We start from the raw sequence: 13,280 nt of genomic DNA, 5'->3' as shown, positions 1-13,280 counted from the left end.
CTTCGGATGCAGGTGTGGCGTTTCCATGACTTCAGCCTCGCGGTCGCGTCCTCGCCGGGCCTCCCCTCCGAGCGGGACGCGCCTCCCCCATGTGAGGGAAAAGCCCCGCCCGCTAGGCTCGCTCGTCGAGCCGTCGGTCAAACGGGCGCAAAGGGGGAACGCAGCCACATGGGTGCCGGACAGGTCGTGCTCCTGCTCCTCGCCGCCGTGGCCGCCGGATGGGTGGACGCCGTCGTCGGCGGGGGAGGGCTGCTGCAGCTTCCGGTGCTGCTCCTGGCCGGTCTCACGCCGGTCCAGGCGTTGGCGACGAACAAGTCCGCCGCGATCTTCGGGACGGGTTCGGCCGCCGTCACCTACGCGAGGAAGACGAAGCTCGACCGGGCGGTGGCCGTACCGGCCGCGGCGCTGGCGGTCGCCTTCGCCGGCCTTGGCGCCGCCTCGGCGGCCCTGCTCGACGCGGATGTGCTGAAGCCGCTGGTCATGGTCGTGCTGCTGGGCGTGGGGGCGTTCGTGACCCTGCGGCCGGGGTTCGGCCGCCTGCCCCACCCGCACCTGCGTACGCGTGCACGGGTGGTGACGGGCGTCGCGGTGGCGGGCGCCGGCATCGCCTACTACGACGGCATCGTGGGGCCGGGCACCGGAACGTTCCTGCTCATCGCGTTCACCTCGATCCTCGGGATGGACTTCGTCCACGCCTCCGCCACGGCGAAGGCCGTCAACACCGGCACCAACCTCGGCGCGCTCATCGTCTTCGCCGCGCAGGGCCACGTGGTGTGGGCGCTCGGCCTGGCCATGGCCGCCTGCAACATCGCCGGAGCGCAGATCGGCGCGCGGATGGCGCTCAACCGGGGCGCGGGATTCGTCCGCGTCGTCCTGCTGTGCGTGGTGGCCGCCCTGGTCGCCAAGCTCGGATACGACCAGTTCTTCAGTCGATGAGATCGCACAGGCCCGGCCCGAGGTCGTCGTCCACCATGCGCAGCGCGGTCTCCGCCCTCGACGCGAGCGCGAGCGGAGGCACCTCGGCCACCAGATGGGAGTGTGCGATCCGGTCGAGGGCGGCGCCGACCAGTGGCGCCGTGACCCGGAGGGTGGCGGGAAGGGCGACGCCGCCGGTGGAACCGCCGTGGAGCACGATGTTGCGGCACCGATACAGCCGCCGCAGCGACACCTCCAGGTAGCCGCGCACCCGCTCCAGCACACGCCGGCGGTCGGCGAGCAGCGCCTTCATCCGGAACACCGACGCCACGTCACTGCCGGTCCGCCAGGACCGCACGAGCGGAAGCCCGTCCCGGCACTCCAGCTCCGCGGCGATCAGTGTGGAACGTTCCCGATTGGACGCGCAGGCCGCCAGCTTGTCCGGGAGGGCGTCGCCGGGCACCTCGCGTACCCGATAGGAGAGCGCGGTCAGCTCGGCACGCGGCCAGGAACAGGCGACGAGCGCGGCGGCGCGGGAGGCGGCCACGACCTTCTCCCGCTCGTCGGGATCCCTCGCCTCGGTCAGCAGGGACTCGAGAGCCGCCCAGCCTCCCGCGATGGCGGGCGCCAGCGGTCCCTGGTTGAGCGCGGAGGCGATCTCCAGGGCCTCGTCCACCGTGCTCCTGGCCTGCTCGCCGAACCGCTGCACGTCCTGGCCGACCACGTACAACTGTCGCTCGGCGGCCAGCGAGAGCACCTGCGCGCCGCGCGGGGGCAGCAGGAGGGGAAACGAGCGGTCCTCGCCTCCGATGTACGCCTCGCCCAGTGGGACGACCGCCCCCGCGGCCGTGAAGCGCGCCCGCGCCTGGAGCCGCTCGACCAGGTCGGAGACGATCTCCACGGCACGCTCGGCGTCCCTGGCCTCGACCGAGTAACTCAGCCCGCCGACCACTTCCCGGTGCCGCTCCGCGCTCGCGCCCGCCATCAGGGGCCGCGTCTGCTCGGCCGTCAGCCAGTTGGGCAGCCAGCCGGCCAGTTCCTCGTGACGGCTGAGCGAGCGGAAGGGGACGACGACCCGCCACTGTCGCGGCGGCCGGGCCAGCAGGGCGGACGCCTCGGCGATCAGGTCCGTCGCCGACAGGTTCAGGTGGCCGCTGCGGAGCCAGCGCTGCACACCGGCCAGGCTGTGCCCGCTGTCGAGCAGGTGGGCGGCGACGGCCCGGGCCACGCGCTCGGCCCGGGGCGGCTCCTGGGCGGCGGCGCAGGACGACCAGCGGCCGAGGTAGCCGGGCCGCCCGATGTCGATGAGATGGCGCAGCTTGCGGCGGCCGTCACTGGCCAAGGTGAGGGTCGTCTGCAGGACCTCGCGCAGCTCCCGGCGGTAGACGGAGCTGCCCAGGGCGGGATCGTCGCCGAGCAGGCGCTCCAGCGCATGGCGCTGCCAGTCCACCGCCGACTGCGACAGCACCCGCCGATCGACCCACACACCGGCCTCGTACAACTCCTCCAGGGCCAGGAACGAGCTGACGGTCCATAGCCGGCGAGCCCAGGGAGTGGCGGTACTGGTGAAGTCGAGCAGCCGGGTGGTGACGTGCCGGGAGTAGGAGGACCGGGGGTCACGACCGGCGGGGATCGCATGCATGCTGACGCAACCTCGGGGGTGTGCAGGGCATTGGGGGAAATAAAGAGGGCGCGGCCCAGAAAGACCGCGCCCTCGGGGGCGAGTGCCCCGGATTAGCCTGTGTTCGCTTGCGCGATGCTCAGAACATACCCGGTTCGGCGTCCGCCGCACCGGGATTTCCCGAGAATCTTGACGCGTGTCGTCGGGTCCCTGTCGGCGTGGCTGTCAATTCGACCGTGTCTGCCCCACTTCACGGCATCAGGCCCCAGGGTCTCAGCCCTGGGGTTCCACCACGACCTTGAGGCCGCGCCGGGATGCGGCGGCGGCGAAGGCGTCCGCGGTTGCCGCGAGCGGGAAGCGTTCAGTGACCAGCGACGACACGTCCACCGACCCGTTCTCGACGAGGCGGATCGCCCGGGGATAGGTGAGGTTCATCCGCCGGACCAGCGCGAGCGTGAGGCCCTTGCGCCGGGCCAGCGACGCGGGGAACGACGTGCGGTCCTCGTCCGGGATGCCGGCCAGCACGACCCGGCCGCCGGGCCGGGCCGCGGTCATGGCGACGCGCACCGCGTCGTCGTCGCCCGCCACCTCGAAGGCCACGCGTACGCCGAGGCCGTCCAGCCCGTCGATGCCGGTCCACGCGGCCGGCCCCGCCTCCTCGGGGGACAGGGCGTGGTCGGCGCCGAGTCGCAGTGCGGCCGCGCGGCGGTGCGGCAGGGGATCGACGGCGACCACTGCGGAGGCGCCGGCGAGCCGGGCGAGCTGGACCACCAGCAGACCGATCGGCCCGCAGCCGACGACGGCGACGGGCGCGCCGAGCGCCAGATGCCCCAGGTCCACGGAGTGATCGCCACACCGAGCGGTTCGAGCATGGCCCCGTCGCTGTCGGAGAGCGCGTCGGGCAGCGGGTGCAGCAGGTCGTCGGGCCAGGCGAGACACTCGCGCAGGCCGCCGTCGAGCGTGCCGTGTCCGGCGAAGCGGACGTCCGGGCACAGGTTCCCGTAGCCCGTCGCGCACACCCCGCACCGGCCGCAGGGGATGGCGGGGTCGACCGCGACCCGCGTGCCGTGGCGTGGGCCGCCCTCGATCACTCCGGCGATCTCGTGCCCCACGACGAGCGGATCGTCCAGCACGGCGTCACCGATGCCGCCTTCCGAGTACCAGTGCAGGTCGGAGCCGCACAGGCCGACGGCGGTGACGCGCACCAGGCTCTCGCCGGGCCCGGGAACGGGCGGCGGCTCGTCGGACAACCGGATGTCGCCCGCTTTGTGCAGCCGAGCGGCCCTCACGTCGCGGTCCCTCGCGTCATCGCGCCCTCCTCGATCCGTCCTCCACCTTGATCGTAACCGGCCTCCCGGCCGCCGCCCGGCCGGGGGAGGGCGTACGCCGAGGGCCGGGCCCTGCTGCCGGGCCCGGCCCTCGGAACGTTCCCACGCGGGGTGCTATGACCGGGCCTGCCCGGTCATCTGCCGCGCCTGGTCGCGGGTCTGCTCGGTGACCTGCCGTGCCTGGTCGCGAGCCTCCTCACCCGTGGTTCTGGTCGCCTCCGCGGCGGTTTCGCGCACCTGCTGGACCGCCTCCCTGGCGTCCTCGCCCACGCGCTGCGCGGTCTCCTGGACAGCCTGCTTCACCGGCTCGACCATCTCGCCGGCCCGGTCCTTGACCTGCACGGCCGCGCGTTCCTCGGCGGAGGTCTTCGGCAGCAGGCTCGCGGCCAGCAGCCCCGCGCCGAAGGCGATCAGCCCCGCGGCGAGCGGGTTGCCCTGCGTGCTCCGCATCGCCTGCCGCGGCGCCTCGCGCACGGTCTGGGCGGCCTGCTGGGCGCCGTGCCGCACCATCTCGCCCGCCTCGGCCGCGGTGCCGCGGACCGTCTCGCCCGCCTGCGTCGCCGCGTCACGGACCGTCTCGCCGGCGTGCGCCGCGGCGTCCCCCATCGTCCCCGCGGCCTCACCGGCCTGGTCGCGAACCGTGTGGGTGGCGTGTGCCGGCACTCCCATCACCTTCTCCTTCACCGACTGCGCCGCCAGGCGCATCCTGTCCGTACGGCGCCGCACGATGCGCGCCGGGCTCGCCCGGTCGGCGAGCCGGTCCACGTCGGCGGCGAGTTCCGCCCGCGTGACCTCGATCTCGGCCCTTATCTCCTCTGGGCTCGCGCCCATCGCACGTCCTCCTTCAGCGTCTCGATGGTCTGCTCGGGGGTGGGGTTCACCTCGCGCATGCGCTCCTTGCCCCGCGCGAACAGCACGCCGCCGATCACCGCCCACACGGCCGCGACGATGAGCGCGGCCCAGGCCAGGTCCATGACGTTGCCGAGCCCGAACACGACGGCCAGCGTGACGAGGAGCGCCACCATGTATCCGGCGAAGCCGGCCCCGCCGAGCATTCCGGCGGCCTTGCCGGCCTTGGCCGCCTCCTGCCGGATCTCGGCCTTGGCGAGCTCCACCTCCTGGCGGAACAGCGTGGACAGGTCCTCGCCGATCTCCCCGACCAGCTTGCCCAGCGAGGGCTCGGCGGGTGGGCTGGGGTAGCTCATCGCGGGCCACCCCCGTTGCCCGGCGTCCCCGGGTACCCGTCCGCATGACCGTCCCGGATCTCCTCCGACGGGTAGCGCGCGCCGGTCGCGTAACCGGTCCCGGTGCCGTTGCGCGTTTCGTCACCGGCTCGATATCCGGTGCCGTTGCCGTACGGGGGTGAGCCGGCCACGCCGGTGCCGGCGCTCCCGCTCACCGGCTCTCCGGCCAGGGTGTGCCGCGTGTCCGTGCCGTACGTCGCGGGCGGGCGGGTGCCGTACGGGGCGGTCGAGGGCGATCCGGAACCGTATGCGGCGCCGCTTCCGCCACCGGAGGCGGTGCCGTATGCGGAGCCGGAGTCGAACCGGCTCGCCGCGTCGCCGGTGTGCGGGTCCTCGGCCGAGCTGACGGCCTTGACGGCCCGTCCGACGAGGAAGCCCGCCACCGCGGCGCCGGCCAGGAACAGCCCCGGGCGGCGGCGCGCGAAGTCCTGCACGTCGCGCACCGCGCCCTGCAGGCCCTGGGTCTCCAGGTAGTCGGCGGCGCGGCGCCCCTGGTCCGCGACCTGCTGGACCACGTCGCGCATGGGGGAGTCCGGCTTGGCGTTGTCGCCGATGGCCTCCAGCTCGCCGGTCCACTGGCGGATCGTGTCGGCCGCGCGTCTGCTCTGGTGCCGCGCCTGCTCGTCGGTGTGCCTGCGCAGCTGGTGGAGAACGTGCCGTGTCTGCTCCCTGGCCTCGTGGGCAACCGTACGCGCCTGGTCCTTGGCGGTCACGGCCACCTCGCCCGCGGCCGCCCTGGCCTCGTGGGCCGTCTCCTGCGCCGCCTGCCGGACCTGCTGCGCCGTCCCCTGCTGCGCCGTGCCCTGCTGTGCGGGCCCCTGCTGTCCGGCCTGTGGACGGCCGGTGCCCTGCGGCAGCGCGCTTCCCCCGTCGTACGTTCGCGTCTCGGTATGGAAGTCGCTCACTGAAGCCTCCTTGGGTCGAAATCGTCCCTGGAGCGGCGAGCTACCCCCGAAGTTCGAACGGACGCACAAATTGCCTAAAAAAGTCAAAATGCCGTATTGACCTGGTCAAGAGCCGTGCGTACAGGTCTGGAACGGCCGGAGTGGGCCGGGGACGGGGAGGTCGGGGACGTGCCCGGCGTGCGGTTGGGAAAGGGCGACCTCTCTTCGGCGGAGATGCGGAAAGCTAGTGGGAGAGCGCTTTCCCAGAGCCTGGACCCGGCCGGCCGCCCTGTCAAGACCGGCCTTTCAACGCGGCGGAAATCCGCAGTTCACGCAGGGGAAACCGGGCCGGAGCGGTCCGCTGCGCCGAGCGTGGGGGAGGGTCGCCCCTTGACACTCTCCGCCTTCCGCGACACTCTCCTCCTTGGAGAGCGCTCTCCAAGCCGACGGAGGTGAGGAGAGCCCGTGCTCGCGTGGCCGGCGCCCGTCACCTGGGACGACTCCCGCACCTGCGGGGCCGTCCGCGCCGCGCTGTCGCAGGTCCGCGCTGTCACTGCACCCGTTCACCCCCCAGGCCGCCGCCCTCACGGGTGGGCGGTCGCACCCGCAAGAGTGAGGACAACACCCGTGCGCAGACACAAGCCATATCTCGCCGCCGTCGCCGGAGCCCTCGTGCTCGCCGCGACGGCCTGCGGCGCCGACGACTCGTCGTCCACGGCCGGATCGGCCGGTGGGAGCGCGGCCCAGACGATCACCTACTGGGCGTCCAACCAGGGCACCAGCCTGGAGAACGACAAGGAGGTGCTCAAGCCCGAGCTGGACAGGTTCACCAAGGAGACCGGCATCAAGGTGAACCTGGAGGTCGTCCCCTGGGCCGACCTGCTCAACCGGATCCTCGCCGCGACCACGTCGGGCAAGGGCCCGGACGTCGTCAACATCGGCAACACCTGGTCGGCCTCGCTGCAGGCGACCGGGGCGTTCGTGCCGTGGGACGACGCGCTGCTCAAGACGCTCGGCGGCAAGGAGCGCTTCCTCGGCCCCAGCCTCGCCGCGACCGGCGCCCCCGGCCAGCCGCCCACCGCCGTGCCGATCTACGGCATGACGTACGGCCTCTTCTACAACAAGAAGATGTTCAAGGAGGCCGGCATCGACAAGCCGCCGGCCACCTGGGACGAGCTGATCGCGGACGGCAAGAAGCTGACCAAGGACGGCAAGTGGGGACTCGCCGTGGAGGGCGCCAGCGTCAGTGAGAACGCCCACCACGCCTTCATCTTCGGCCAGCAGCACGGCGCGGACCTGTTCGACGCCTCCGGCAAGCCGCACTTCGACTCCGACCAGGAGGTCGCGGCCATCAAGCAGTATCTCGACCTGATGGCCGCTCACAAGATCGTCAACCCGAGCAACGCGGAGTACGCCAACGGCACCGAGGCGGTGCAGGACTTCGTCTCCGGCAAGGCCGGCATGCTGATGTGGCAGTCGATCGCCACGCAGCTCAAGCAGGCCGGCTGGACCGAGGACGACTACGGCCTGGCCCCGATCCCGCTGCCCGACCCGTCGCAGGGCGGCAAGCAGGTCAACGCGATGGTCGCCGGCATCAACCTCGCCGTGTTCAAGACGGCCGCCAACAAGGACGGGGCGCTGAAGTTCGCCCAGTTCATGACGTCCAAGCAGACCCAGCAGAACCTCAACAAGGCGTACGGCTCGCTGCCGACCGTCACGGACGCCTACGACGACCCGGCGTTCGAGAGCGAGACGATCAAGACGTTCCAGCAGATCCTCTCGACCACGGCCGCGCCGCTACCGCAGGTGGCGCAGGAGAGCCAGTTCGAGACGCTGGTGGGCAACGCGATGAACCAGTTGTTCGCGGACGCCGCGAGCGGCAAGCCGGTCACGGAGGAGGCCGTCAAGGCCAAGCTGACCGAGGCCAACCAGCAGATGGGCGGCTGAGCGGCCGATGACCCGGCGCCGGGCGGAGGCTCCGCCCGGCGCCTCAATGCAGACCCTCAACGTCGAGAGGAAGTCCGTGAGTCCTCCGTCCCCTCAAGAGGACGGCTTCTCGCCGTCCCCGGCCGAGGTGGCCGGGGCAGGCGACGGCCAAGCCCTGACCGATGCCCCACTGGGGCGTACAAGGACGGCATCAGGGGAGCGATCCCCCATGAATCCGGCGGTCCCCGCACCGGATTCGACGGCGGTGCCCGCCACGTCCCGGCCCGCCACGTCACGGCCCGGCGCGGGACGAAGGCCAGGGTCTCCAGGGAGCCCTCCGCCTCCGGGCGGCAGGCGACGCGGGATCGCCGGCCGCGTCCCCGCGCGGCTGCGCCGCGTTGCCCTGCCCTACCTACTGATCCTTCCGGCCGTGCTGCTCGAACTGCTCGTCCACCTGGTGCCGATGCTGATCGGCATCGGGATGAGCTTCCTGAAGCTCACCCAGTTCTTCCTGCGCAACTGGTCGGCCGCGCCCTTCGCGGGGCTGGACAACTACAGCGTCGCCGTCGACTTCGACGGCGCGGTCGGCCGCTCGCTGCTGCACTCGTTCCTCGTCACCGTCGCGTTCACCGTGCTCACCGTCGGGCTGTCGTGGCTGCTCGGCATCTGCGGCGCGGTGCTCATGCAGGGCTCGTTCCGGGGCCGGGCCGTGCTGCGCGCGCTGTTCCTCGTGCCGTACGCCCTGCCGGTCTACGCCGGGGTGATCACCTGGAGCTTCCTGCTCCAGCGCGACTCGGGGCTCGTCAACCACGTGCTCGTGGACCAGTTGCACCTGTTCGGCGAGCGGCCGTTCTGGCTGATCGGGTCCAACAGCTTCGTGTCGATCATCGTGGTCTGCGTGTGGCGGTCGTGGCCGTTCGCCTTCCTCGTGCTGATGGCCGGGCTGCAGAACATCCCCGCCGACCTCTACGAGGCGGCGGCGATCGACGGCGCGGGCTGGGGCAGGCGGCTGCGCGCGGTCACGCTGCCCATGCTGCGCCCCATCAACCAGGTGCTCGTGCTGGTGCTGTTCCTGTGGACGTTCAACGACTTCAACACGCCGTACGTGCTGTTCGGCAAGTCGGCCCCGCACGAGGCGGACCTGATCTCGATCCACATCTACCAGAGTTCGTTCGTCACCTGGAACTTCGGCTCGGGCTCGGCCATGTCGGTGCTGCTCCTGCTGTTCCTGCTGCTGGTGACCGCCGTGTATCTGGTGGCGACGTCCCGGAGGAGGAGCGATGCGTGACCCCCGCTGGCTGCCCTGGGCGCGGTGGGCCGGTCTCGGCCTGCTCGGCCTGTTCACCTTGACCCCGCTCTACGTGATGCTGACCTCGGCGATCAAGCCGCTGCAGGACGTGCAGGGGGATTTCCACTGGATTCCCACGACGATCACGCTGCGGCCGTTCGCCGACATGTGGCGGACGGTCCCGCTGGCCCGTTACTTCGCCAACAGCCTGATCGTGGCGTCGGTGGCCGCGCTGGTGTCGGTCGTCATCGCGATCTTCGCGGCGTACGCGATCAGCCGCTTCCGCTTCCCCGGCCGCCGGATCTTCTCGGTCACCGTGCTGTCGACGCAGATGTTCCCCGGCATCCTCTTCCTGCTCCCGCTGTTCATGATCTACGTGAACCTCGGGACCGCGCTCGGGGTCGAGCTGTACGCCAGCCGCACGGGGCTGATCATCACCTATCTGACCTTCTCGCTGCCGTTCTCGATCTGGATGCTGGCCGGATATTTCGACTCGATCCCGACGGCCCTGGACGAGGCGGCCCAGGTGGACGGCAGCGGCCCGATCGGGGCCCTGCTGCGGGTCGTCCTTCCCGCCGCGACCCCCGGTATCGTGGCCGTCGCGATCTACGCGTTCATGACCGCGTGGGGGGAGGTGCTGTTCGCCTCGGTCATGACCGACGAGTCGAGCCGCACCCTCGCCGTCGGCCTCCAGGGGTACGCCACCGAGAACGACGTCTACTGGAACCAGATCATGGCGGCCTCCCTGGTCGTCAGCGTCCCCGTGGTGGCCGGGTTCCTGCTGCTGCAGCGCTACCTCGTGCAGGGCCTCACCGCGGGCGCCGTGAAGTGAACTCTCACCGTCACCATCGAATCAAGGAGAACCAGCGAATGGAGCCGCAGCGCGGCCACGCCCCCGATGTAACCGCTTTCGAGGACTTCGTCTGGGGCGTCGCCACCTCGGCCTACCAGATCGAGGGCGCGGTCCTCGAGGACGGCAGGCTGCCCTCGATCTGGGACACCTTCTGCGAGGTGCCCGGGGCGATCGACGGCGGCGACACCGGGGAGGTGGCCTGCGACCACTACCACCGGTGGCGCGAGGACGTCGGCCTGCTCGAACGACTCGGCGTGGACGCCTACCGCTTCTCGGTGGCCTGGCCGCGCGTGGTGCCCGACGGCACAGGACCGGTCAACCCGCGCGGGCTCGCCTTCTACGACCGCCTCGTGGACGCCCTGCTCGACGCCGGCATCCGGCCGTTCGTGACCCTCTACCACTGGGACCTGCCGCAGGCGCTGCAGGACCGCGGCGGGTGGCCCGCGCGCGACACCGCCCAGCGCTTCGCCGACTACGCCGCCGTCGTGGCCGAACGTCTCGGCGACCGCGTCGCCGACTGGACGACGCTCAACGAGCCGCTGTGCTGCTCCTGGCACGGGCACCTGGAGGGCTCCATGGCGCCGGGGGTGAAGGACCTGGAGGCCGCCGTCCGCACGTCCTACCACCTCCACCTCGCCCACGGCCTGGCCACACAGGCCGTACGGGCCGCGGCGCGGCTGACGCCGTCGATCGGGATCGTCAACAACCTCAGCCCGTGCGACCCGGCGACCGACAGCGAGGAGGACCACGCCGCCGCGCGGCGCCTCGACGGGCACGTCAACCGGTGGTGGCTCGACCCGGTCACCGGCCGCGGCTACCCCGAGGACATGATTGCGGTGTACGGCGTCGATCTGCCGATCCGGCCGGGCGACCTGGAGACGATCGCCGCCCCGCTCGACTACCTGGGTGTCAACTACTACTTCCGGCAGGTGGTGGCGGCCGACCCCGAGGGGCCCGTGCCGTACGCGCGGCAGGTCGAGGTGCCGGGGGCGACGACCACGGCCATGGGCTGGGAGGTCGACGCGGGCGGCCTGGAGCGCCTGCTGGTGCGCCTCGCCCGGGAGTACGCCGCGCCCCGCCTGTACGTCACCGAGAGCGGGTCGGCCTGGCCCGACACGGTCGGCGCGGACGGCACGGTCGACGACCCGGAACGCCTGGCCTACCTGGAGGACCACATCGCGGCCTGCGGCCGGGCCATCGAACAGGGGGCGCCGGTGGCGGGATACTTCGCGTGGTCGCTGCTGGACAACTTCGAGTGGGCCTACGGATACGACAAGCGGTTCGGCCTGGTGCACGTCGACTACGAGACCCAGGCGCGGACCGTCAAGTCGAGCGGCCACCGCTACGCCGAGATCATCACGGCGAGCAAGCGGCTGCGGGTGGCCTGACCGAGGGGAACGGGGCGCCGGTGGTCCGTCAGGCGGACTCGCGGACCACCAGCGTCGGCTGCACGATGACCGAGGTGACCTGGAAGTCCGGGTCCGCGACCTGCGCGAGCAGCAGGCGGGCCATCTCGGCGGCCATGTCCTCCATGGGCTGGCGCACGGTCGTCAGCGGCGGGCGGCAGGCGACCGCGGCGCTGTCGTCGAACCCGATCACCGCGACGTCCTCGGGCACCCGGCGCCCGAGGTCGCGCAGCGCGAGCAGCGCGCCCTGCGCCATGAGGTCGTTGGCGACGAAGACGCCGTCGATGTCCGGGTGCTCCTTGATGAGCCGGTGCATGCCGGCCTCCCCGCTCGCGGGCATGAAGTCGCCCTCCACGGCCGGCACGTACGGGTGGCCGTGCCCGGCCATGGCCTCCTGGAATCCCGACAACCGGTCCTGGGCGGCGGGCACGTCGAAGGGGCCGCTGATCGTGGCCACCCGGCGGCAGCCGCGCGCCACCAAGTGGTCGGCCGCCAGCGCCGCGCCGGCCCGGTGGGCGAGGTCGACGTAGCTGATCGGGATCGGCCGGGCGGGCCGCGCCCACAGCACGGCGGGCAGCCCGGCGTCCACCAGCAGCTTCGGCAGCGGGTCCTCGCCGTGCGTCGAGACGACCAGGGCGCCGTCGGCGCTGCCCTGCCGGAGGAAGGACACGACGTCGTCGCGGGTCTGCGCCGAGTCCGCCAGCATCAGCACCGGGTGGATGCCCCGCGGCCGCAGGTATCCCACCACGCCGCTGGCGACCCGGCCGAAGAACGGGTCGGCGAAGACGCGGGACTCGAACGGCTCGCCGCCCTTCGCGTCGCCCGCGCCCGACACGACCAGCGCGACCGCTCCCGTACGGCGGGTGACCAGGGACCGGGCGGCCCGGTTCGGCACGTAGCCGGTCGTCTCGATGGCCCGGTGCACCGCCTCCTGGATGTCCGGCGCGACGTTGCGGATACCGTTGATCACGCGCGAGACGGTCGCCCGGGACACTCCCGCCACACGGGCCACGTCCTCCAGCGTGGGGGCTCCCGACGTGTGCGGGAGATCGGTGCTCATGCAGCCATTTATAGCACGAGGTGGAGAGCGCTCTCCGGTGCCGTGCGGCCGGGCGCGCGGCGTGAACCGGTCGGCATGCGAGGATCGGCTCCGCGCCCACCGCCCCGGGCGGACACGGCGAACGCCCCCGTTCCGGCGGGCGAGGCCGCCCGCACACGACCGACACGTGAGGAAGAGCGACAGGAATGGCCGATCACCTGACACTTCGACCTATCACCGAAGCCGATCTGGACGCCTTCGACGCGGCCTTCCAGAGCGAGAGCGGCGCGACTCCCCACCAGTGGTTCGGATTCACCCCGACCATGGCGCTGCGGGAGGCGCTGCGCACCCGCGGGCTCCTGGCCGGAGCCGACAACATGCTCGCCGTCACGGTGGACGGAGAGCTCGCCGGACGGGTCGAGTGGCTGGAGCGGCGCTGGGGGCGTCGTGACACGTCGCTGTGCTGGGAGATCGCCGTCGGCCTGCTGCCGGACTGGCGCGGCAGGGGAATCGGGACCCGGGCCCAGCGGGAACTCGTCCGTTACCTGTTCACGCACACGCGGGTGGAACGCGTCCAGGCGACCACCGACCCGGAGAACGCGGCCGAGATACGGTGCCTGGAGAAGATCGGGTTCCGGCTCGAAGGCGTGGTCAGGCGTGCCCAGTGGCGAGGCGGGCGCTGGCACGACCAGCTCCTCTTCTCGATCCTGCGGGACGAGTTCGACCTCGCGTCCGGATGAGCCCGGAAAATGCGTCGCCGGGGCGGCGCGGCGGGG

At 72.0% G+C, this 13,280-nt stretch carries 12 protein-coding genes and 1 pseudogene; 6 read left to right on the top strand and 7 right to left on the bottom strand.

The features are described from left to right. Window positions 1–168: 168 nt before the first annotated feature. Entirely contained in the window at window positions 169–936 is a 768-nt protein-coding gene (locus B1L11_RS34915) for a TSUP family transporter (RefSeq protein WP_079319593.1), read from the top strand. Here B1L11_RS34915 and B1L11_RS34910 read toward each other — a convergent pair. The 6 genes and pseudogenes from B1L11_RS34910 to B1L11_RS34890 form a co-directional block, all read right to left on the bottom strand. Next, complete coding sequence (locus B1L11_RS34910; protein WP_079319592.1) at window positions 926–2,557, bottom strand: hypothetical protein; 1,632 nt, start codon at window positions 2,555–2,557, stop codon at window positions 926–928. The genes B1L11_RS34915 and B1L11_RS34910 overlap by 11 nt on opposite strands. A 252-nt stretch (window positions 2,558–2,809) precedes the next feature. Beyond that, entirely contained in the window at window positions 2,810–3,271 is a 462-nt protein-coding gene (locus B1L11_RS48925; RefSeq protein WP_256863148.1) for a zinc-binding dehydrogenase, read from the bottom strand. 173 nt (window positions 3,272–3,444) lie between these two features. Beyond that, a pseudogene (locus B1L11_RS52705) lies at window positions 3,445–3,825 on the bottom strand (alcohol dehydrogenase catalytic domain-containing protein); the annotation flags it as partial. Between the two features lie 153 nt (window positions 3,826–3,978). Beyond that, complete coding sequence (locus tag B1L11_RS34900; protein ID WP_079319591.1) at window positions 3,979–4,695, bottom strand: DUF3618 domain-containing protein; 717 nt, start codon at window positions 4,693–4,695, stop codon at window positions 3,979–3,981. After that, window positions 4,671–5,069 carry a phage holin family protein gene (locus B1L11_RS34895; protein ID WP_079319590.1) on the bottom strand — a complete coding sequence of 133 codons (399 nt, stop codon included), beginning with the start codon at window positions 5,067–5,069 and terminating at the stop codon, window positions 4,671–4,673. The genes B1L11_RS34900 and B1L11_RS34895 overlap by 25 nt, the downstream gene beginning before the upstream one ends. Further along, window positions 5,066–6,013 carry a hypothetical protein gene (locus B1L11_RS34890; RefSeq protein ID WP_079319589.1) on the bottom strand — a complete coding sequence of 316 codons (948 nt, stop codon included), beginning with the start codon at window positions 6,011–6,013 and terminating at the stop codon, window positions 5,066–5,068. The genes B1L11_RS34895 and B1L11_RS34890 overlap by 4 nt, the downstream gene beginning before the upstream one ends. A 606-nt stretch (window positions 6,014–6,619) precedes the next feature. Between B1L11_RS34890 and B1L11_RS34885 the strand changes: the two genes are divergently transcribed. From B1L11_RS34885 to B1L11_RS34870, 4 genes are all read left to right on the top strand, one after another. Continuing rightward, window positions 6,620–7,939: an ABC transporter substrate-binding protein gene (locus B1L11_RS34885; RefSeq protein ID WP_079319588.1), complete on the top strand. Its 1,320-nt coding sequence runs from the start codon at window positions 6,620–6,622 to the stop codon at window positions 7,937–7,939. Window positions 7,940–8,348: 409 nt separating this feature from the next. Beyond that, a complete protein-coding gene (locus tag B1L11_RS34880; protein WP_256863147.1) occupies window positions 8,349–9,206 on the top strand; it encodes a carbohydrate ABC transporter permease in 858 nt (285 codons plus the stop codon). Then, window positions 9,199–10,038 (top strand): carbohydrate ABC transporter permease, encoded by an 840-nt coding sequence (locus tag B1L11_RS34875; RefSeq protein WP_079319586.1) that lies wholly within the window; start codon window positions 9,199–9,201, stop codon window positions 10,036–10,038. The genes B1L11_RS34880 and B1L11_RS34875 overlap by 8 nt, the downstream gene beginning before the upstream one ends. A 38-nt stretch (window positions 10,039–10,076) precedes the next feature. Beyond that, window positions 10,077–11,447 (top strand): GH1 family beta-glucosidase, encoded by a 1,371-nt coding sequence (locus B1L11_RS34870; RefSeq protein ID WP_079319585.1) that lies wholly within the window; start codon window positions 10,077–10,079, stop codon window positions 11,445–11,447. A gap of 28 nt (window positions 11,448–11,475) precedes the next feature. Here B1L11_RS34870 and B1L11_RS34865 read toward each other — a convergent pair whose 3' ends face one another. Further along, on the bottom strand, window positions 11,476–12,525 hold the full coding sequence (locus B1L11_RS34865) for a LacI family DNA-binding transcriptional regulator (protein WP_079319584.1): 1,050 nt from the start codon (window positions 12,523–12,525) through the stop codon (window positions 11,476–11,478). A 185-nt stretch (window positions 12,526–12,710) separates the two neighbouring features. Here B1L11_RS34865 and B1L11_RS34860 point away from each other — a divergent pair, with 185 nt between their 5' ends. Then, complete coding sequence (locus B1L11_RS34860; RefSeq protein WP_079319583.1) at window positions 12,711–13,244, top strand: GNAT family N-acetyltransferase; 534 nt, start codon at window positions 12,711–12,713, stop codon at window positions 13,242–13,244. Window positions 13,245–13,280: the final 36 nt, after the last annotated feature.

This window comes from Microbispora sp. GKU 823 (assembly GCF_002027145.1).
Taxonomy (GTDB): Bacteria; Actinomycetota; Actinomycetes; order Streptosporangiales; family Streptosporangiaceae; genus Microbispora; species Microbispora siamensis.
The sequence above is the reverse complement of the archived record's forward strand: the minus strand, read 5'-3'. Positions and strand labels throughout refer to the sequence as shown.